The following is a 20311-nucleotide window of genomic DNA, read 5'->3' on the forward strand; positions in this document are numbered from 1 at the left end:
GGCGCGCCGCGCCGGGGCAGCAATACGCCACAACTCTACGCACCTGGACAGCGGTGCCGTCCTGCACCGACGGGCTAACAGCTGGGCGGACGGCCGCCGGAGGTTAATGTGTGCAGCGAGTCGACCGCCCCGGCCAAGGTGTCCACCTTGACCAGTTCCATATTGTCGTCACGCATTGACCTGGCCTCGTCACAGTTGTCGGCGGGCACCAAGAAGACCGAGGCGCCGGCTTCCTGAGCAGCCAGCATCTTGTGGGTGATGCCCCCGATCGGACCCACCTTGCCGTCCGCGTCGATTGTTCCGGTGCCGGCGATGAACTTCGATCCGTTGAGGTGCCCGGTGGTCAGCTTGTCGACGACGGCCAGGCTGAACATCAGCCCGGCAGACGGACCGCCGATGTTGGCGAGGTTGAAATCGATGCTGAACGGAGCCCACGGCGCGTCGAGGACCGCCACCCCCAGATAGCCATACTCGCGATCGGGGTTGGTGCCCAACGTGATCCGCGCCGTGCCCGACGGGGCGTTCTTGCGGCGGTAATCGATGACGATTTCTTGCCCCGGTTTGGTGGCCTTCAGCAGCCCGGTGAACTCCGCAAGGTTCGCTACCGGCTTACCGTCGACCGCGTCGATGGCGTCACCGTCCTGCAGCTTGCCTGCCGACGGTCCGGGGTTGTTGACCTTGGCCGCCACGACCGCCTTGGGGTACTTCAAAAACCCCAGGGCGGCGTATGCAGCGCTGTCCTCGGAGTTCTTGAAATCGGCGTCCTGATCCTTCTCGACGTCCTCACGCGACTTGTTCGGCGGGAACACCAGATCGCGGGGAACCAACTGTTCGCGGCCCGACACCCATAACGTCAGTGCCTGCCCGAGGGTCAGCCCGTCGCGCTGGGCGACCGTCGTCATGTTCAGGTGCCCCGAAGTGGGATGGGTGTCGGTGCCGTTGATGGCCACCACCTGCTTGCCGTCGAACTCGCCGAGCGTGTCGAAAGTCGGCCCGGGCCCCTGCGAGACAAAGGGCACCGTCACGACCGCCAGCAGCACGCCGAAAACGACGATCGGCACGAGCGCCGTCATCAGCGTCAGAATCCGCCTGTTCACGCCGCCAAGAGTAGATCCGGTGGGCAGGAGCGAAGTGACCCGGGGAATGTCAGCAGGCCCGGTTCACTGACAGCGTGATCGCCAATTACGCGCCCGCGACGCCGGGTGAGTACGGTTGAGACATGGCTGACCTGCCCTTTGGCTTCTCCCCGGGAGACGACCCCGACCGCGACAAGCCGAAAAAGGACCCCACCTCCGGCCCCGCCGACCCATTCGGCTTCGGCAGCGGCGACTTCAATATGGCCGACCTCGGCCAGATCTTCACCAAGCTCGGCCAGATGTTCAGCGGCGCCGACAACCCGATGGGCGGCCGTTCCTCGGGGCCGGTCAATTACGACCTGGCCCGCCAGCTGGCGTCGAGCTCGATCGGTTTCGTGGCACCGATTCCGGCGGCCACCAGCTCGGCGATCGCTGATGCCGTGCACCTGGCCGACACCTGGCTCGACGGCGCCACCGCGCTACCGGCGGGGGCGACCAAGGCTGTCGCCTGGACCCCCAACGAATGGGTCGAGGGCACCCTGGACACCTGGAAGCGCCTGTGTGACCCGATGGCCGCGCAGATCGGGTCGGTGTGGGCGTCGTCCCTGCCGGAGGAAGCCCAGGCGATGGCCGGCCCGCTGCTGGCGATGATGACCCAGATGGGCGGCATGGCATTCGGTTCGCAGCTGGGCCAGGCGCTCGGCACGCTGTCCCGCGAGGTGCTCACCTCGACCGATATCGGGCTGCCGCTGGGCCCCAAGGGCGTCGCCGCATTGCTGCCTGAGGCCATCGAAGCGCTCTCCGAGGGTCTCGAACAGCCGCGTAGCGAGATCCTGACCTTTCTGGCCGCCCGAGAAGCGGCCCATCACCGGCTGTTCAGCCACGTGCCGTGGCTGTCGACTCAGCTGCTCAACGCCGTCGAGGCCTACGCCAAGGGCATGAAGATCGACATCAGCGGTATCGAGGAGCTGGCTCAGGGCTTCAACCCAGCCGCACTGGCCGACCCCGCCGCCATGGAGCAACTGCTCAGCCAGGGCATGTTCGAGCCGAAGGCCACCCCGGAGCAGACCGCGGCGCTGGAACGCCTGGAAACCCTACTGGCGCTGGTCGAGGGCTGGGTACAGACCGTCGTCACCGCCGCCCTGGGTGAGCGCATCCCCGGCACCGCCGCGCTCTCGGAAATGCTGCGTCGTCGGCGAGCCACCGCCGGACCTGCTGAGCAGACGTTCGCGACGCTGGTTGGCCTCGAGCTGCGGCCCCGCAAGATGCGGGAAGCCGCCGCGCTGTGGGAGCGGCTGACCGACGCCGTCGGCATCGATGCCCGCGACGCCGTGTGGCAGCACCCCGACCTGCTGCCCAACTCGACCGACCTCGACGAGCCAGCCGGATTCATCGACCGGATCATCGGTGGTGACACCAGCGGGCTGGATATCGACGCCGCGATCGAGGAATTCCAGAAATCTCAAGATGAGGGCGACGACCCCGCCAAGCCTGTGGATAGCTGAGCCGCGCGGCACCTCGGTGATGCCACAGTCGGCGGGTGCTCTACGCGCTCGACCCCGCGATGCCCGTCCTGCTACGCCCCGACGGCGCGGTGCAGGTGGGCTGGGATCCCCGCCGCGCGGTTCTGGTCCGTCCGCCTGACGGTGCCACCCCGTCCGCACTGGCCGCGCTGCTGCGCGGCATGCAGGTTCCGCTGGCAATGGCCGAGCTGCACCGGCTGGCCGACACGCACGGACTGACCGGGCCCGGTGTCCAACAGATCCTGGAAGCCCTGGTGCGCAGCGGGGTAGTCCGCGGCCGGGCGCGGCAGCCGGCCACCCGCGCGCTGTCGATCCGGATCCACGGCCGCGGCCCGCTATCCGATCTGCTGGTCGAGACGCTGCGATGCTCCGGAGCCCGGATCGCGCAGACCAGCCACCCGAATGCCTCGGTATCCCCCGCGAGCGCGGACATGGTGGTATTGAGCGATTATCTGGTCGCCGACCCGCGGCTGGTCCGGGACTTACACACCGCCGGTGTGCCGCATTTGCCGGTCCGGGTGCGAGACGGCGCCGGACTGGTTGGGCCGCTGGTAATCCCCGGGGTGACGAGTTGTCTTGCCTGCGCAGACCTGCACCGCACCGACCGCGACGGGGCCTGGCCCGCGGTGGCCGCCCAGCTACGCGAGGTGATCGGCACTGCTGATCGACCAACGGTGCTGGCTACCGCTGCGGTCGCGCTGGGCCAGCTGCAGCGCATCATCACCGCGGTTCGCGGAGACGAACCCGCCGGGGCACCCCCGGACACCCTGAACACCACCCTGCAGGTCGATGTCACTAGCAACACGATCTCGGCCCGTCGCTGGTCACGGCATCCGAACTGTCAATGCTGACCATCCATGGTTGCCAGCGGGGTTTCGTCAGGGATGATGGGGGCGTGGCAGACATCAAGCGTGGCCGGGCGGCCCGCAACGTCAAGCTGGCGAGCATCCCGGTGGGGTTTGCCGGCCGGGCGGCGCTGGGCCTCGGCAAACGGCTGACCGGCAAGTCGAAAGACGAGGTCCAGGCCGAGCTGTTGGAGAAGGCCGCCAATCAGTTGTTCACCGTGCTCGGTGAGCTCAAGGGCGGTGCCATGAAGGTGGGCCAGGCGCTGTCGGTGATGGAAGCCGCGATCCCCGCGGAGTTCGGCGAGCCCTACCGCGAAGCCCTGACCAAACTGCAGAAGGACGCCCCACCGTTGCCCGCGGCGAAGGTGCACCGGGTGCTCGACGGCCAGCTGGGCACCAAGTGGCGTGAGCGGTTCACCTCGTTTGACGACACCCCGGTGGCCTCGGCCAGCATCGGCCAGGTGCACAAAGGGGTGTGGTCCGACGGCCGCGAGGTCGCGGTCAAGATCCAGTACCCCGGCGCCGACGAAGCGCTGCGCGCCGACCTCAAGACCATGCAGCGCTTGGTCAGCGTGTTCAAACAACTCGCTCCCGGTGCCGATGTGCAGGGCGTGGTCGACGAGCTCATCGAGCGCACCGAGATGGAGCTGGATTACCGGCTGGAGGCCGACAACCAGCGCGCCTTCGCCAAGGCCTACCAGGGCCATCCGCATTTTGTCGTGCCCCACGTGGTGGCCAGCGCACCCAAGGTGATGATCACCGAGTGGATCGAGGGCAGGCCGATGTCGAACATCATCCGCGACGGCACGCCGCATGAGCGAGACCTCTGTGGCACAAGGCTTATCGAGCTCACCTTCGATGCGCCGGGGCGCCTGGGCATGATGCACGGCGACGCCCATCCCGGAAACTTCATGATGATGCCCGACGGCCGGATGGGCGTCATCGACTTCGGCGCGGTGGGTCCCCTGCCCGACGGGTTGCCCATCGAAATCGGACAGATCATCTGTCTGTCCCGCGACAAGAAGTACGACGAGCTACTGCCCACCATGGAGCGCGTCGGTTTCATCCAGAAGGGCGAACAGGTCTCAGCCCGCGAAATCGACGACATGCTGCGGCAATACGTGGAGCCGATCGAGGTCGAGGTGTTCCACTACACCCGCCGGTGGCTGCAGAAGATGGCCGCGGCGAACATGAACGTGTCAGCCGAGCAGATCAGGACCGCCCGCTCGATGGATCTGCCGGCCAAGCTGGCGATTCCGCTGCGAGTGATCGCATCCACCGTGGCGATCTCGTGCCAGCTCGACGCCCACGTGCCGACGCGGGAGTTGGCCGCCGCGCTGGTCCCGGGCTTCGTCGCGCCCGAACCCGCGCAATAAGGGCGGGTCCGGGCGTGACATCATTCAGGCAGCGATGACGTCCTTGCGGGGACGGCCACGTGGTCGCTTGCGCGCCACGACGCTGCCCCGTTCGATGATCTCGCCGCCCCAGACACCCCACGGCTCACCGCGGTCGAGCGCGGCGGCCAGGCATTGCCGCCGGATCGGACATTCCCCGCAGAGCACCTTGGCGTGCTCCAGGTCCGTGGGACTCTCGGCGAACCACAAGTCGGGATTTCCGACGTGGCAGGGCAACACCGGCAGCTTCTCCTGGCGGACTGTCGATGTCGACATGTCGCGCTCACCTGCTTCCTGGTCGAATGGCTCTATCTCTTGTGAGAGGAATCCGGGGACAGGTTTCTGGTGGAAACACGAAGGCCACGGATCCTTTGACTTCGGGTCCGTGGCCAGTGGCTGTGTCTGGGAGCTTTCCTAGCTGAAGCTCCTGTCCACGGACGCGATCGTCGGGGCGGCGTTGGCGCGGCGCTTGGGCTGCGCCGGAATAGCGGCATGTGCAGCGGCAGCGGCGGCATGAAGGGGCCACATGCGATGCGCCAAGCTTGCTACGCCAAAATCGGCAGTAGTGCTGATCATCGTCGGCCCCTCCTTTCGTTGCGTGCCCCGGTAGCCATCGAGTGGCACGGCATGTCGAACCAGAGGCTAAACCTTAGCACCGTTTTGCCACAAGCGATTTTCTGACCTGCACTTATGCGATTTCGCGCGGCGTGACGTCAGCACCGGCTGACCCGGCCAGCAGCCGCCGCACCCGTGCTGACAGACTTGTTTCCCATGGCACAGATAACCCTGCGTGGAAACCCGATCAACACCGTTGGAGACCTGCCCGCCGTCGGCGCCCAGGCCCCCGCGTTCGACCTCACCGGCACCGACCTCGGCTCAGTGGCCAGCGGCCAGTTCGACGGAAAGGCGTTGGTGCTCAACATCTTCCCGTCGGTCGACACCCCAGTCTGCGGCATCAGCGTCCGGACCTTCAACGAGCGCGTCGGCGCCAGCGGCGTCACCGTGGTCAACGTGTCGAAGGATCTGCCCTTCGCCCAGAAGCGGTTCTGCGGCGCCGAGGGCATCGAGAACGTAGTGGCGGCCTCGGCCTTCCGCAGCAGCTTCGGCGAGGACTACGGCATCACGATCGCCGACGGCCCGATGGCCGGCCTGCTCGGCCGGGCCGTCGTGGTGGTCGGCGCCGACGGCAAGGTGGCCTACACCGAGCTGGTGCCCGAGATCGGCACCGAGCCCAACTATGACGCCGCACTTGCCGCGATAAACGGCTAGTACATCGCCAAGAACTCGGGTTCGGCGCCTCCCCGGCCACGCCGTCGGCAACTATCTGCTGACCGGGCCGGGGACAAGCCCGAGGGCATCTCCGAGGTGATCCGCCCCGACACTGAAATCGTGCTGGTGATCCATCGCACCCAGCTATTCGGCCCCGACAAGCAGAAGACGTCGCCGACGTTCTTCGACCTCATGGACTTCGTGCTGGGCTTCGCCCCCGCCCTGGCCTCCGAACAAGACCTGCGCGCCGCTTCGCCAGTATCGGCATCGGAGCGGGCTTCCGTGTCGAGGCTCTGACGCCGGAGACTGCGGGCCACAGTCGAGGCCGGAATAGCCGATGCCTGGCCCGAATTCAGCTCCACGAAACACCAAGTCGACACCGGTCAGGTGACGGCGGGCCAATTGTTCGGAACCAAAGAATCGCTGGCGGGCAATGACCTCTACCGACGCGACGGGCAGCGCCTGTCCGGAGCGGACAACTACACCCTGAGTTTCCCGGCCGGACAGCTCCCGCCCGTCGACTCGTTCTGGTCGGTGACCGTTCGTCGCGGCGCTGCGGTTGTGCTGGCCCAAGCCCGAAGCTCTGGACCGAACCTGGCGGCCGCCAAGATTGGTGAAAGCCTGAGCTACTGGCGGGCGCGCCCTGGGAACATTTGTCTTCAGTATGAGACCCGTGACCCGGTCGGATTTCGCATCCATGCTTGAAACATGGATGAGGTAACACGAAATAGCCCTAAAAACAGTCTCATTCGTCGAAGACGCCTCGTCGTCGCGACTGCCGCACTGTCGGGGGTGATCGCGCTGAGCGGCTCCCCCGTCGCCGCAGCAGACCCCTCGGCCGGCGGCGAATCGGGAGCGGTGACCGGCGCGGGCTTCGGCCCGACCCTCGGAGTCGGCGGCCCCTCGAGCTATACCGGTGGCGGGACGTCCACCCAGTGTCAGCACAACTGCTCGACCGCCACCGTCGGCGTGGGCGGGCCGTCGAGTTACACGGGCGGCACGACTGCCAACCACCCAGGCGGCACAGCCACTCAAGGCGTCGGAGACGTCAACAGCTACACCGGCCAGGCCACCTCCGGAACCGCACACAACGCAACCAACCCGACCACCAGGACAGGCAACTTCGGCCCCGGCCACCGGCACCCATAGGGCAGTTAGTGGCGGCCACGCACTAGGTCGAGGACATCCGGGCCGAACTGCTCGAGCTTGCGGGCGCCGATGCCTGGGATCGCGACCAGCGCCGCATCATCGGCGGGCAAGCACTCGGCGATCGCGATCAGCGTGTTGTCAGTGAAAACCACGTAGGCAGGCACTTTCAGCTCCTTGGCGGTGCGCAGCCGCCAGTCCTTGAGCTGGGAGAGCAGTTCGTCGTCAATATCGACCGAGCAGGTTTCGCAGCGGCGCAACATGATTGACGGTGCCGTGTTGAGCACCGCATTGCACACCCGGCAGCGCGGGGTGGCACCCTTCTGGTTGCGCGGCTTGTTTGGCGACGGTTCGGCCTGGGTCTGTGGTGCGATGCCGTTGAGGAACCGTGACGGACGCCGGCCCTGGCGACCGCCCGGGGTGCGGGCCAGTGCCCAACTGAGCTCCAAATGCATTCGGGCCCGGGTTATTCCGACGTACAGCAGGCGACGCTCCTCCTCCACCGCCTCACTGTCTGGGCCGTGGGCCAGCGCGTGTGAGATCGGCAGGGTGCCGTCGGCCAGGCCCACCAGGAACACCGCGTCCCACTCCAATCCCTTGGCGGCGTGCAGCGATGCCAGCGTTACACCCTGCACCACCGGTGGGTGGCGGGCATCGGCACGGACCCGCAATTCGGCGACCAGCGCTGGGAATTCAAGTTGCGGGCGGGCGGCGACCTCGTCGTCAACCAATTCGGCGAGGGCGGCCAGCGCCTCCCACCGCTCGCGGGCTTTCGTGCCCTGCGGCGGCTCGGCGGTCAGGCCGAGCGGTTCCAGCAGAGTGCGCACGATCTCCGAAAGATCGCCTTCGGCGCCCCGCTCGGCTGCCCGCTGCAACGAAAGCAACGCCTGACGGATCTCCTGACGGCTGAAGAAGCCCTCCCCGCCACGCACCTGGAACGGAATACCTGCCGCGGTCAGCGCTTCCTCGTACGCCTCGGATTGGGCGTTGATGCGGTAGAGGACCGCGATTTCGGCTGCGGGAGTTCCGGATTCGACGAGTCTCTTAATGGAGCGGGCCACCGAGGTGGCCTCGGCGACCTCGTCGGGGTGCTCGTGGAAAGTCGGCGACGGGCCGGGTTCGCGCTGCCCGATCAGATGTAGCTTGCTGCCCGCGACCCGGCCGCGGGCGGCGGCGATCACCCGGTTGGCCAGTGAGACCACCTGCGGCGTGGACCGGTAGTCGCGCTCCAGGCGCACCACCGTCGCCTCCGGGAACTGGCGGGAGAAGTCGAGCAGGAAGCGCGGCGTGGCACCGGTGAACGAGTAGATCGTCTGGTTGGCATCACCGACGACGGTCAGGTCGTCACGGTTGCCCAGCCAGGCTTCGAGCACCCGCTGCTGCAACGGGGTGACGTCCTGATACTCGTCGACCACGAAACACCGGTACCGGTCTCGGAATTCAGCGGCCACCGCCGCGTCGTTTTCGATCGCGCCGGCGGTGTGCAGTAACAGATCGTCGAAATCGAGCAGCGCGATCCCGTCGCGGTTGGCTTTGAGCTTTTCGTACGCGGCATACACCGTCGCGACTTTCGCCGCGTCCAACGGGATATCGCGCTGGACTTTGGCGACCGCAGCCGCGTACCCCTCCGGGCTGATCAAAGAGGCCTTGGCCCACTCGATTTCGCCGGCTAGATCGCGCACGTCGTCGGTACTTACCTGCAGCCGGCTGCGGCTGGCGGCCTGGGCCACGACGGCGAACTTGGTGTCCAGCAGCTGCCAGCCGGTGTCGCCGACCACCCGCGGCCAGAAGTACTGCAGCTGGCGTCGGGCCGCGGCGTGGAACGTCAGCGCCTGCACCGAACCGACCGGGGTGCCGGAATCACCGGCGGCGTCCATGGCGCGCAGCCGGGAACGCATCTCGCCCGCGGCGCGGGAGGTGAACGTGACGGCCAGCACCTGGCTGGCGGAGACATGCCCGTTAGCGACCAGCTGCGCGATGCGATGGGTGATGGTGCGCGTCTTGCCGGTGCCGGCACCGGCAAGCACACACACGGGCCCGCGGGCGGCCAGCACGGCTTCGCGCTGTTCGTCGTCAAGGCCGGTCACATGATCGACGGTCACCGGCATGTGGTCCATCTTTGCAGGGGGTGGCGACATTTCGCGCTGCGCGCCGCGCCGGTCGCGAGCATCAGTCCGGCCTCAGATAGGTTGTTGAACTTATGAGTGCCAGCGATCCCCAGCTCACGATGTATTGCACCGTGTGGTGCGGCTATTGCAAACGACTGAAGACCGCGCTGAAGTCGGCGGGCATTACCTTCGCCGAGGTCGATATCGAACACGACCCGGCCGCCGCCCAGTTCGTCATGTCGGTCAATGGCGGGAATCAGACCGTGCCGACGGTGAAGTTCGCCGACGGCAGCGCGCTGACCAACCCCAGCCTCAAAGAGGTACAGGCAAAACTCGCGTCCTAGTCCTGAGCGGCCCATGATTCGATGATCTCGCGGGCGATCGAGATCGAGCCGGGCAGCAGTAACCGCGACGACGACTCACTGTTCCAGTCGCCGTGTCCGAGGGCCTCGCGTACCTCGGCCCTGGTGAACCATGCCGCCTCGGCGATCTCGCCGTCATGAAAGACGAACTCCTGCTCGGGGTCACCGATGGCATGAAATCCCACCATGAGTGACCGCGGGAACGGCCACGGCTGACTGCCCAGGTATTCGACGTCGGTGACCGCCAGGCCGATTTCCTCGGCGACCTCACGCGCCACGCACGATTCGAACGACTCGCCGGCCTCGACGAACCCGGCAAGCAACGAGAACAGCCGCTGCGGCCACACCGTCTGGCGGGCCAGCACCGCCCGGTCGTGGCCGTCGTGGATCAACACGATGATGGCCGGATCGATCCGGGGGAACTCCTGGTGGCCGGTGATCGGATTGACCCGCGACCAGCCGGCCTTGATCGCCTTCGTCGGCGAGCCGTCGACCGCGCTGTACCGGGCGTGGTCATGCCAGTTCAGCAGCGCCAGTGCCGAGGCCACCAATTGCGCGCTGACATCGTCGAACACCTGCCCCCCGCGGCGTAGATCCGACACCTCGCCATCGCCGTCCTCGGGGGCTTCCAGCGCGGCGCGCACTGCCCACACGTGGCGATCGTCGGGCAGGCGGCCCAGGAACACCGCGTCGGCCGGCGGTTTGTCGCCGAGCGTGGCCGCCGAACCCAGCAGCACGCGACCACCGGCGATCATCACCTGGTTGCGGTGATCCACTCGCAGCACCGCAGCATCGGACCAGCCGGCGATCGCGGCGTCGATGTCGGTGCGGAGGTGGTCGGCACGGTCGGCGCCCACCCGGGAGAGCAACGGAACGTTGCGCAGTCGGAAAGCCACTCCTCAGTCTCCGGCGGTGCGGACGTAGAGCAGCCGGTCGGTGGTTTCCAGCGCGTCGACGCTGGGATCGTCGACCCGCAGCAGCTTGCCGTCGCGCATCACGCCCAGCACGATGTCCGGCAGGTGCCGCGGCGAACCGCCGACCTCCTTGTGCTCGACCTCCCGCTCAGCGATCGCGAACCCGGCGTCCGGCGTCAACAGGTCTTCGATCATTTCCACCACGCTCGGAGCGCTGGTGGCGATGCCGAGCAGCCGGCCCGCGGTCTCCGACGACACCACCACCGAGTCGGCGCCGGATTGGCGCAGCAGGTGCTGGTTTTCGGCTTCTCGGACTGAGGCGATGATCTTGGCCTTGGGGGCGAGTTCGCGGGCGGTCAGGGTGACCAGCACCGCGGTCGGGTCGCTGTTGGTGGCCACGATGATCGAGGTGGCGTGCTGAGCGCCGGCCAGCCGCAGCACATCGGATTTGTTGGCGTCACCGCGCACGGTGACCAATCCGGCCGCGTTCGCCCGATCCAATGAGGGTTGGTCGGTGTCGACGACGACGATGTCGGCGGGAGCGACACCGTCACCGATCATCGCGGCCACCGCCGTCCTGCCCTTCGTCCCGTAGCCGATGACGACGGTGTGGTTGCGCACGCTGTTCCTCCAACGCTGAATCTTGAGAGCCTGCCGCGACGCCGTGGTCAGGGTTTCGACGGTGGTACCGACCAACACGATCAGGAACGCCACCCGCAGTGGGGTGATGACCAGGACGTTGGTCAGGCGCGCCTGCTCGGTGAACGGGGTGATATCGCCGTACCCGGTGGTCGACAGCGACACCGTGGCGTAGTACAGGCAGTCCAGGAACGTCATCGACTCGCCGCGGACGTCGCGATAGCCGTCGCGGTCGAGGTAGACGATGATCACCGCGGCGAACAGCGCGGTCAGGCCGTAGAACAGCCGGCGGGCGATGCGACGGCCCGGGCTGACGAACTTGTCCGGGATGTGCAGATAGTCGACGAGCGCGCTGTCCGGCTTGGCGGCCAGGTTCTCGTCGATCGCCTTGAGCCTGCGCCGCAACCTACCCTTGGCCACGCGACTCCGTCATCGTGCCCAACCCTCTCGCCCCACGTTTGTCGGCCTCAGCGCCATCACTCCAGCATTATGTACCTATGCCGACGACGACTACCGAACTCGAACCCTCAGGCCGCGCAAGCCAGCTGCCTGCCTACCGAACCGCCGCGATGCTGATTGGCATCGGTGTCGGGCACTTCGCCGTCCCGAAGCCCTTCGACGACATCGTGCCCGCCGAGCTACCCGGCGATGCGCGGTTCTACACCTACGCCTCCGGAGTCGCCGAGGTCGGTATCGGCGCCATGCTGCTCGTCCCGCGGACTCGGCGCGCCGGCGCGCTGGCGGCGATCCTGCTGTACCTGGCGGTGCTCCCGGCCAACGTGAACATGTGCCGCCTGTGGTGGAATAAGCCCTTGCCGATGAAGCTGGTCTCTCTCGCCCGGCTGCCGCTGCAGATACCGATGATCACCCAGGCCATCGCGATCCGGCGCAACGCTCCGCGCTATTAGCCTCGATCCGTGGACCACCCCTGGTGAGGTTTCCGGACGTTGATTCTTGGCGCCGTTCTGGTGGTGGGCAGGGTCTATTTGCTGGTCTACCCAGCTTTTCCTGTGCGTTCCGGTTGTGCCTGTTTGGCGGTTGGTCAGGTGGTGGCAGCTGTGGGTGGGCTGTAGCCGATGACGTTGCGCCACAGCTCAAGCCAGAGGTCAGTCCAGGGCCAGTGACTGGGTAGGTGCAGGACTGGGCGGCGTTGGGGCCGGGTGAGACGGGCCGGGATGATGACGATCTTGCGGCGCAGTGTAGCTCCGCGGGCCACCGCGTAAGCCTTGCTGGTTAGCACGCCGACGGCGCGCAGCAGGTTGTGGGCGATGGCCGCGCACAAGATCCAGGCCGAGTTCGCGCCGAATCGCCCGGAAGGCATGTGGGCCAACGGCCCGTCGATGAGATCGGACAACACGGTTTCGATGATGGCGTGGCGGCGGTGGGTGATATCGGCCTCGGCGGTGGTCTCGTCGGTGTCGGTGAAGAAGGGGTGATACCGCCAGACCGGGAACAGTGCATCGCGGTGGCGGGCGTCTTTGACTCGGCGCACGATCAGTCGGGCGGTCACCGCATGGGACGTGGACGCAAACGCGGTGTAGGGAATTTCGGCGACTTCGGCGTCAGAGATCCATTCGCCGGTGTCAGGGTCGCGGACCGCCCCGGGGTACTGGACTGGGGTCCAGGCGCCGTCGTCGATGGTGGCGATTGCGGCGGCGACGGTGCGGTTTTTGGTCAGCACCAACGAGAATCGGGCCCCTGCGCGGCGGCAGGCCGCCACGACGACACCGTTGCCGTAGGCCGAATCGCCGCGCACCAGAATGTCTCCGGTGATCCCGGTGGCACGCGCAGTCGCCACGGCTTGGGCGATCATGCGGGCGGCGCCTTTGCCCGAGTTGGTTTTGCCGGCTCGCAGCCGCGCCCCAGCGATCACCGGGGCAGCTGTCTGGGCGCTGATCGTGGTGATCAGTGGGGACAGGCCCTTGCGCAGGATCTGACGGCCAGCGATCTTGGTGTGTCCATAGCTGGCACCTTGTTTGGCGTGACCGTACACCGGGCGCAGTAGCGAGTCGATGTCGATGAACACCCGCTCCTGGGCACCGGGCAGCAGATCCACCCGGCGACTCAAGGCTGCGAGGTGTTCACGCAGCACTGATTCCAGTTGGCGGGCGCGCCCGAAGGTGAACTCCCGCAGCAATGTTCCGATAGTTGAGGGGGCGTACACGCCGTCGAAGAGGGTTTTCATTCCGCCCGAGCGCACGATGTCGACGTCGTCGATGCAGTCGGCGCCGGCGCACATCGCTGCGATCAATGTGGCCAGTTTCGGTGCTGGGTTGGCTGAGCCTGACTTGATTTTGGGTTCGGCGATATGAACCTTGTCGGTCAACAGCTGCGACAACCCGGTTTGGCTGGCCAGCGTCATCACCGGCACCAACCCGGCGCACGACACGAGATGGTCATCGTCGAACACCGCCGATTCCGCGGCGAAGCTATGCGACACTTGCACTGGAAGTGCCTTTCTGGCCGGATGTGATTGTTGCGTCGAGAACACCAATCATTACAGCTCAGAGGGCACTTTCCTCATATCAACACCCTGCGCACCACGCAGTTCATCGGTGGATCGAGGATTAGCTTAGTGGGGTGGCAGAGAACGTAGAAGTGCGCCGGCGACCCGGCGGGCGCAGTGCCCGGGTGGTTGCGGGCGTTCACGATGCTACGGAGTGAGCCAGTAGTGCCACCAATTCGTCGGGGCCGGAGAGGTTCTCCGGGGTGATGGTGACGCCCGCGCGCACGTAGTGGAACGCCGCGCGCACCCTATCCTCCGGAACACCCCGTAGCGCGGCCCACGCCAGCCGGTACACCGCCAGCTGGACGGCGGCATGCCGTTGCGTCTCATCGTCTTTCGGTGGTTCGCCAGTCTTCCAGTCGACCACCGTCATGCCGCCGTCAGCGTCGGCGAACACCGCGTCGATCCGGCCACGCACGACGGTGTCGCCGATCGCCATCTCGAAGGGCACCTCCACGTCGACGGGCGTGCGCTGGGCCCATGGGGACGCAGTGAATGCGTCCTGCAAGACGGCAAGCCCCTCGGTGTCACCGGCTGTGCCATCGACAGCGCCGGGCAGATCGTCGAGGTCGAATAGCCGCTCCGCGCCGTAGAACCGCTGCACCCATTCGTGGAATGCGGTGCCGAGCATCGCGTGCGGGTCCGGGCGCGACGGCAGCCGTCTGGCCAAACGGCGCAGCGCTGCCGGATCTTTGTTCAACTCCACCAGCGCGCTGACCGGCAGGTGGCCGGGCAACTCGACCGGCGCCGGCGCGGCGATGCGGGCTCGTTCGGCCAGTAGTGCGTCGACGTCGGTGGCCCAGCCCTGCGGGTCCACACCGGTGTCGGCGACCGCGCCGGCCAGTGCCGCACGCACCAGTGCGGCACCTCCTTCGACGTCGGCGCGGGCCCGCCCGAGCGGATCGGCGGGCCAGATCGCTTCACGGACACTGTCCCGCAATGGGTTTCGCTCACCCTCGGCGGGCGGCGGAGCCCAGTGTTCCACCTCACCACAGGGCTCCCCGGCCGCGGCCGCCTCATCGATGATGTCTTTGATCTCGGTCAGGAAGTCCGACGGACCGCGCGGTTTGTTCTCGCTGGCACCCCAGTGGTGGCCCGAGATCAGCAGAGTGTCCTCGGCCCGGGTGATCGCGACGTAGAGCAGCCTGCGTTCCTCGTCGAGGCGGCGCTGCTCGAGCTGATCGCGGTGCGCCATAATGCTGTCGGACAAGGCTTTTCGATCGTCAACGGCGGAGGTGTCGAGTACCGGCACGCCATGCAGGCCGGCTGCTGCCCGGTCACCGCGCAGCAGCGGCGGCAGATCGGCCGGATCGGTCAGCCAGGTGCGCTTGGAGGCGGTGGACGGGAACACCCGGGCAGATAAGTGCGGGACGGCCACGACCTGCCACTCCAGCCCTTTGGCGGAGTGGACGGTCAACACCTGCACCCGCCCGGCGGCCACGCCGACCTCGGCCGGAGCCAGCCCATTCTCAACGAACTCGGCGGCATCCAGGTAGGCCAATAGACCCGCCACGACCGCCCGCGGCCGGGCCGCATAGTCGGCGACGACATCGGCGAAGCGGTCCAGGTGCTCGGTGCCGGCCCAGCCGGCGGCGACCGGACGGGCTGCGCGCACCTCCACATCGACACCGAGCGTCCGGCGCACCTCGCCGACGAGTTCGGTGACCGGATGTCCCAAAAGTGTTCTCAATCTTGATAGTTCACCAGCAAGGTCGCCAATGCGCTGATAGCCGTCGGCGGAATACGCGGCAGCCGGTCCCGGGTCGGCCAGAGCATCGGCCAGGCTCGCGGTATCGGCGTCGGGCGCGGCGGCCGCGATGATCTGATCGGCGGTCGCGGTGGCCGGACGCGCTCCGTCGAGTGTGACGGCGCGCCGCCACAGTGCGGCGAGATCACGGGCCCCCAGCTGCCAGCGCGGACCGGTCAATACCCGCATGGCCGCGGCCCCGGCGGCCGGGTCGGCGACCAGCCGCACCATCGCCACCACGTCGGCGACCTCCGGGATGGACAGCAGCCCGGCCAGGCCGACGACCTCCACCGGAATCCCGCGGGCACTCAGCGCCTCGGCGATCGGACCGGCATCGGCGTTGCGGCGCACCAACACCGCAGCCGTCGGGGGCTGATCCGGTGCCGCGGCGTAACGCTCGGCGATGTGGTCGGCGATCCACTCGCATTCTCCTGCCACATCAGTCAGCAAGGCGCAGCGCACCGTGCCGGCCTCGGCGCCGGGGCGCGCCCGCAGCGCGCGCACCGCCACCGAGCGCCGGCGGGCTTCCGCCGAGATGGCGTTCGCGATGTGCAGTGTGCTGGGCGGGTTGCGCCAGCTGGTCCGCAGCTCGAGGGTCGGCGCCGGGGAGCCGTCCGGGCGGGGGAAGTCGGTGGTGAAGCGCGGCAGGTTCGTCGCCGACGCCCCGCGCCAGCCGTAGATGGACTGGATCGGGTCGCCGACCGCCGTCAGCGCCAGCCCCTCGTCGGCACCCGCACCGAACAGCGAGGACAGGGCGATCCGCTGGGCGTGCCCGGTGTCCTGGTACTCGTCGAGCAGGACAACACGGTACCGGCTCCGCAGTTCCTCCCCCACCTGCGGGCAGGACGAGGCCAACCGCGCCGCCGCCGACATCTGCGAACCGAAGTCCATCACCTTGTCCGCCCGCATTCGTGCGTGCAGAGCGTCGATCAACGGCACTAGCGCGGTGCGTTCAGTCTGGGTGGCCAGCATGGACAGCAGCCACTGACTGGGGCCGCGGTCACGCTGGTAACGCCCGGCCGGCAGATGGTGCACCAGGCGTTCGAGTTCGACGTGGGTGTCCAGCAGCTGGCTGGTGTCGACCAGGTGCTCGGCCAGGTCGCTGGACAGCCGTAGCACCATCGCGGTGACACCGGCGGGATCTTTCGTGGTGTCCAGCGGACCGGGATAGCTGCTGACCACGTCGAAAGCCAGCTGCCACATCTCGGTTTCGCTCAGCAGCCGGGCATCGGGCTCGACTGGGAGCAGCGGCCCGAACTCGCGCAGCAGCACACCGGCGAACGCGTGATAGGTGCTGACCGTGGTCGCGCCCTGCTGCGCACTGCCGCCGAGATGACCGGCCAGTCGCGCCAGCCTCGAGCGCACCCGGCGCAGCAGCTGCCCAGCCGCCTTACGGGTGAACGTCAGACCCAGCACCTGCCCCGGATCGGCGAATCCGTTGGCCACTAACCACACCACCCGCGCGGCCATCGTCTCGGTCTTGCCCGCGCCGGCGCCCGCGATGACGACCAGCGGTCCGGGCGGGGCGGCGATGACGGCGGCCTGCTCGTCGGTCGGTGTCGGAACACCAAGGGCTTCAGCGAGTTCGGTGGGACTGTAGGTCATGACGGCTCCGTTCGCGGGGCGGTGTGCGCGGGGCAGGCCGCCCGCATCGGGCAGTGCACGCACCCGTCATTGACCCGGGCGAGGAACTGCGGGCCTGCCGTCGCGCCGGCGGCCCGCTGCACAGTCTGCCGCCATTCATCTCGGCCGTCCGCGGTCAGCGCGGACTGCGCACGCTCGGTCGCCCCCGCCGCATTCGGCTTGGCGACGTACACCAGCCGCCCGCCGCCGGGGCGATCGCCGTCGGCGAGCGCCCCTTCGGCGACCGCCACCTGGTAGAGCCCGAGCTGAGCGTGCCGCTGCGCGTCATCCTTGGTCACCAGGCTCTTGCCGGTCTTGACATCGACGATCACCAGGCGGCCCTCGGCATCGCGCTCGAGCCGGTCGACCCGCCCACGCACCCGCACTCCGGGGCCGTCGTCGCCGGGGGTGACGATCAGCCCGTCGACATCGATCTCGGTGCCGATCTCGGTCAGCTCATGACGGGTGGCCGATCGCCACGCGACGAACGCCGCGAGCATGGCCCGATGGCGGTCGAGCTCGTTGTCGGCATACCAGGGTGAGTCGAACGGCAGTGTGCTCCATAGGGTTTCTAGCTGCGTGACGAGCTGCTCGGCGCTGCTCGCCGACTCGGCGATCAGCGCGTGCACCACCGACCCCAGGGTGGAGCGCAGGTCGCGGCGGTCGGAGCCGCCGTGCCGCTCGGCCAGCCAGCGCAGCGGGCAGTCGGCCAGCGTCTGCAGCGTCGACGGGCTCAACGTGACGATGTGCTCGGCACCGCTCCAGAGCGGCTCGAGCGTGCTGACGGCCGTCATGCCGTACCACTGCGCCGGGTCGGCGCCGGGTACGCCATCGGCCGCCAATCGCGCCAATTGCTTTGCTGCGGTGCAACGTTCACCGTCGGTTACGGTGCCGGCCGGGGCACATACCACCGCACGCAGCCGGCCCACGACCGCCGCCTGTGCGAGCACGGGTGGCGCGACGACCGGCGCAGCCGATTCGGCGGCATCGGCGGTCACGTACTGCGCGAGCTCAGCGACGAACGGCGATGGCAGCGCGGCGTCGTCGCCGGAATCGCTGTCGACGGCGGTGACCAACAGCCCGTGCCGTGCGCGGCCCATCGCAGCGATCAGCAGTCTGCGCTCCTCGGCCAGGAGCGGAGCCCGTGCCGACACGTCATCGCCGAGGCCGTCGAGGACATCGAGCAATCGCTGGGTACCGAGCACTCCACCCCGTGGTGTGGTGTTGGGCCACAACCCATCTTGCAGTCCGGCGATGACTACCAGATCCCAGTCCCGGTCCAGCGCGGCGTGCGGGCTCACCACGGCCACCGTCTCGCTTGCAGTCCGGCCGTCAGTGCTGACCGGTGGAAGTTGCAGGCCTGCAACATGATCGAGCAAACCAGCAAGGGATGCGCCGGTGGTGCGGGAGACGTAGTCGTCGGCGATATCGAACAGCGCGGTGACGGCTTCCAAGTTGCGGTCGGCCAGCGCACCCTCGGTGCCGCCGCGCTCGGCCGCCGACAGCCAGCGCCGCTGCAGCCCGCTGCGTTCCCAGGCCTGCCACAGGGTGTAGCGCGGATCGCGGTGCTGACGGTGCCCACGACCGGCCGCCGTGAGCACCGCGCGCACCCGGTTGACCGGACGGGCCAGCATCGCCGGCAAGTCGACCGGCCCGCTGGTGAGCGCCGCGACGAGCTGATCGCCGAAATCACCAGAGGATTTGTGGCGCAGCGCACGCCGCAGCTGGCGCAGGGTAACCGGGTCGACTCGGCCGATCGGCCCGGTGACCAATGACACCGCCTGCTCACCGTCCAGACCGTCAGCGGTGGCGGCCAGCACCGACAGCAGGGCCGCAGCCGCGGGCTGCTCGGCGAGGGAACCAGTCAGCTGCGCCGCGGCGACTGGAACACCAGCACCGGCCAGCGCCCTGGGCAACGCCGCGGCCGCCGAGGGTGAACGGACAATCACCGCCAGCCGCGACCACGGCACTCCGTCAACGAGATGCGCGCGGCGCAACGTGTCAGCGATCAGAGCCGCCTCGGCGTGCGCCGAGCCGGCGACCCGAACGCGCACCTGCCCGTCAACGGCGGTGTTGCTCTCCAGCGCTCGCCAGGCTGTGTTGCCGGGCAGCCCCGCCGCGATCCCGCTGATCGCGCGAGCCACGGCGGGCGCGCAGCGGTGCGAACGGGTCAGCTCGACCACCGGGGTGTCGGCGGCGGTCAGCATGGCCGGGTCCGCGCCGCGGAAACCGAAGACCGCCTGATTCGGGTCACCGGCCAGCAGGGTCAGCTTGGCGCCGGCGGCCAACACCCGGACCAGCCGCGCGGCCTGCGGATCGAGGTGTTGCGCATCGTCGACGAACAGAAGGCGGATCCGGGACCGTTCCGCTGCCAACAGATCGGCGTCGCAGGCCAGCGCCTCCAGCGCGGCCCCGACCAGCTCTGCCGCGCCCAGCGCGGGCACGGTGGCCTGCGGTGCGGCGGTGCCGACCGCGGCACGCAGCAGCATCACCTGTTCGTACTGCTGGGCGAACCGTCCCGCGGACGCCCATTCGGGCCGCCCGGACAACCGCCCGAGGCGTTGCAGCTGTTGCGGGTCCACTCCGCGTTCTGCGCAGCGGGCCAGCAGATCACGCAGTTCGGTGGCGAACCCCGCAGTGGTCAGCGCGGGACGCAGCACGTGTGGCCATCGCGATGCCGACGCGTCTGAGTCCTCGAGGTCACCGGCGAGAAGTTCACGGATGACGCCGTCCTGCTCGGCCCCGGTGACCAGCCGCGGCGGCGGGTCACCCGCCCGGGCTGCGGCCTGCCGCAGCACCGCGAACGCGTAACTGTGCACCGAGCGAACCAGCGGCTCGCGTACCACCGCGCGGCACGGCCGGGCCGAGCGGGCCGCGAGCAGTTCGGCGGTGAGCGTGCTGCGGGTGGTCGCCGCAAGCCGCCCCGAACCCGTCAGCAGCAGAATCGATTCCGGGTCGGCCCCGGCGCCGATATGTGCGGCGGCGGCCGCCACCAGCAGGCTGGTCTTGCCCGTGCCCGGCCCGCCGACGACCCGCACCGTGCCACGCAGCTCCGGCCGCAACACGTCCGATGGCTCGGTCAGCTCGGCGACATATGCGGGCGTGCTCATGCCGGTCATAACACCACCGGCCACCGACAACTTTGCGAACTGGCAGCAT

Annotated in this window: 17 protein-coding genes; 9 read left to right on the forward strand and 8 right to left on the reverse strand. The window is 68.2% G+C overall.

The genetic code is table 11. From position 1 onward, the window contains the following. Positions 1-74: 74 nt before the first annotated feature. Entirely contained in the window at positions 75-1097 is a 1023-nt protein-coding gene (locus tag G6N13_RS01550; protein WP_163694522.1) for a YlbL family protein, read from the reverse strand. A gap of 122 nt (positions 1098-1219) precedes the next feature. Here G6N13_RS01550 and G6N13_RS01555 point away from each other — a divergent pair, with 122 nt between their 5' ends. Genes G6N13_RS01555 through G6N13_RS01565 form a run of 3 tightly spaced genes read left to right on the forward strand, consistent with a single transcriptional unit; the run spans position 1220 to position 4820 of the window. Beyond that, positions 1220-2581 (forward strand): zinc-dependent metalloprotease, encoded by a 1362-nt coding sequence (locus G6N13_RS01555; protein ID WP_163694523.1) that lies wholly within the window; start codon positions 1220-1222, stop codon positions 2579-2581. Positions 2582-2640: 59 nt separating this feature from the next. Further along, a complete protein-coding gene (locus tag G6N13_RS01560) occupies positions 2641-3450 on the forward strand; it encodes a TOMM precursor leader peptide-binding protein (protein ID WP_163701516.1) in 810 nt (269 codons plus the stop codon). Beyond that, positions 3444-4820, forward strand: a complete 1377-nt coding sequence (locus G6N13_RS01565) for a macrolide-binding ATPase MABP-1 (RefSeq protein WP_163694524.1) — start codon at positions 3444-3446, stop codon at positions 4818-4820. The genes G6N13_RS01560 and G6N13_RS01565 overlap by 7 nt, the downstream gene beginning before the upstream one ends. Before the next feature lie 24 nt (positions 4821-4844). On the opposite strand, the gene G6N13_RS01570 is transcribed toward G6N13_RS01565, so the two are convergent. Further along, positions 4845-5114 carry a WhiB family transcriptional regulator gene (locus G6N13_RS01570; protein ID WP_163694525.1) on the reverse strand — a complete coding sequence of 90 codons (270 nt, stop codon included), beginning with the start codon at positions 5112-5114 and terminating at the stop codon, positions 4845-4847. 495 nt (positions 5115-5609) lie between these two features. Here G6N13_RS01570 and tpx point away from each other — a divergent pair, with 495 nt between their 5' ends. From tpx to G6N13_RS01590, 4 genes are all read left to right on the forward strand, one after another. Then, on the forward strand, positions 5610-6107 hold the full coding sequence (gene tpx / locus G6N13_RS01575) for a thiol peroxidase (RefSeq protein ID WP_163694526.1): 498 nt from the start codon (positions 5610-5612) through the stop codon (positions 6105-6107). 120 nt (positions 6108-6227) lie between these two features. Next, complete coding sequence (locus G6N13_RS01580) at positions 6228-6404, forward strand: hypothetical protein (RefSeq protein ID WP_163694527.1); 177 nt, start codon at positions 6228-6230, stop codon at positions 6402-6404. Positions 6405-6494: 90 nt separating this feature from the next. Continuing rightward, positions 6495-6812, forward strand: coding sequence for a DUF1214 domain-containing protein (locus G6N13_RS01585; RefSeq protein ID WP_163694528.1), 318 nt, complete (start codon positions 6495-6497; stop codon positions 6810-6812). A gap of 3 nt (positions 6813-6815) precedes the next feature. Continuing rightward, positions 6816-7256, forward strand: a complete 441-nt coding sequence (locus G6N13_RS01590) for a hypothetical protein (RefSeq protein WP_163694529.1) — start codon at positions 6816-6818, stop codon at positions 7254-7256. A gap of 5 nt (positions 7257-7261) precedes the next feature. Here the strand turns inward: G6N13_RS01590 and G6N13_RS01595 are convergent, their stop codons facing one another. Then, positions 7262-9370 (reverse strand): ATP-dependent DNA helicase UvrD2, encoded by a 2109-nt coding sequence (locus G6N13_RS01595; protein ID WP_163694530.1) that lies wholly within the window; start codon positions 9368-9370, stop codon positions 7262-7264. Positions 9371-9453: 83 nt separating this feature from the next. Between G6N13_RS01595 and G6N13_RS01600 the strand changes: the two genes are divergently transcribed. Beyond that, on the forward strand, positions 9454-9705 hold the full coding sequence (locus tag G6N13_RS01600; protein ID WP_163694531.1) for a mycoredoxin: 252 nt from the start codon (positions 9454-9456) through the stop codon (positions 9703-9705). Here G6N13_RS01600 and nudC read toward each other — a convergent pair. Together nudC and G6N13_RS01610 are read right to left on the reverse strand one after the other, a co-directional pair. Beyond that, complete coding sequence (nudC, locus tag G6N13_RS01605; RefSeq protein ID WP_163694532.1) at positions 9702-10619, reverse strand: NAD(+) diphosphatase; 918 nt, start codon at positions 10617-10619, stop codon at positions 9702-9704. The two genes, G6N13_RS01600 and nudC, sit on opposite strands and share 4 nt — an antisense overlap. 3 nt (positions 10620-10622) lie before the next feature. Next, a complete protein-coding gene (locus G6N13_RS01610) occupies positions 10623-11696 on the reverse strand; it encodes a potassium channel family protein (RefSeq protein ID WP_163694533.1) in 1074 nt (357 codons plus the stop codon). A 77-nt stretch (positions 11697-11773) separates the two neighbouring features. Here G6N13_RS01610 and G6N13_RS01615 point away from each other — a divergent pair, with 77 nt between their 5' ends. Further along, on the forward strand, positions 11774-12184 hold the full coding sequence (locus G6N13_RS01615) for a DoxX family protein (RefSeq protein ID WP_163694534.1): 411 nt from the start codon (positions 11774-11776) through the stop codon (positions 12182-12184). Positions 12185-12318: 134 nt separating this feature from the next. Here G6N13_RS01615 and G6N13_RS01620 read toward each other — a convergent pair whose 3' ends face one another. The 3 genes from G6N13_RS01620 to G6N13_RS01630 form a co-directional block, all read right to left on the reverse strand. After that, positions 12319-13722: an IS1380 family transposase gene (locus G6N13_RS01620; RefSeq protein WP_163694535.1), complete on the reverse strand. Its 1404-nt coding sequence runs from the start codon at positions 13720-13722 to the stop codon at positions 12319-12321. A gap of 199 nt (positions 13723-13921) precedes the next feature. Continuing rightward, positions 13922-17197: an ATP-dependent helicase gene (locus G6N13_RS01625; RefSeq protein WP_407663860.1), complete on the reverse strand. Its 3276-nt coding sequence runs from the start codon at positions 17195-17197 to the stop codon at positions 13922-13924. Then, positions 17131-20271 (reverse strand): ATP-dependent DNA helicase, encoded by a 3141-nt coding sequence (locus G6N13_RS01630; RefSeq protein ID WP_407663861.1) that lies wholly within the window; start codon positions 20269-20271, stop codon positions 17131-17133. Before G6N13_RS01630 ends, G6N13_RS01625 begins: the two co-directional genes overlap by 67 nt. Between the last annotated feature and the right edge of the window lie 40 nt (positions 20272-20311).

The sequence above is a fragment of the Mycolicibacterium sarraceniae genome (assembly GCF_010731875.1).
Taxonomy (GTDB): Bacteria; Actinomycetota; Actinomycetes; order Mycobacteriales; family Mycobacteriaceae; genus Mycobacterium; species Mycobacterium sarraceniae.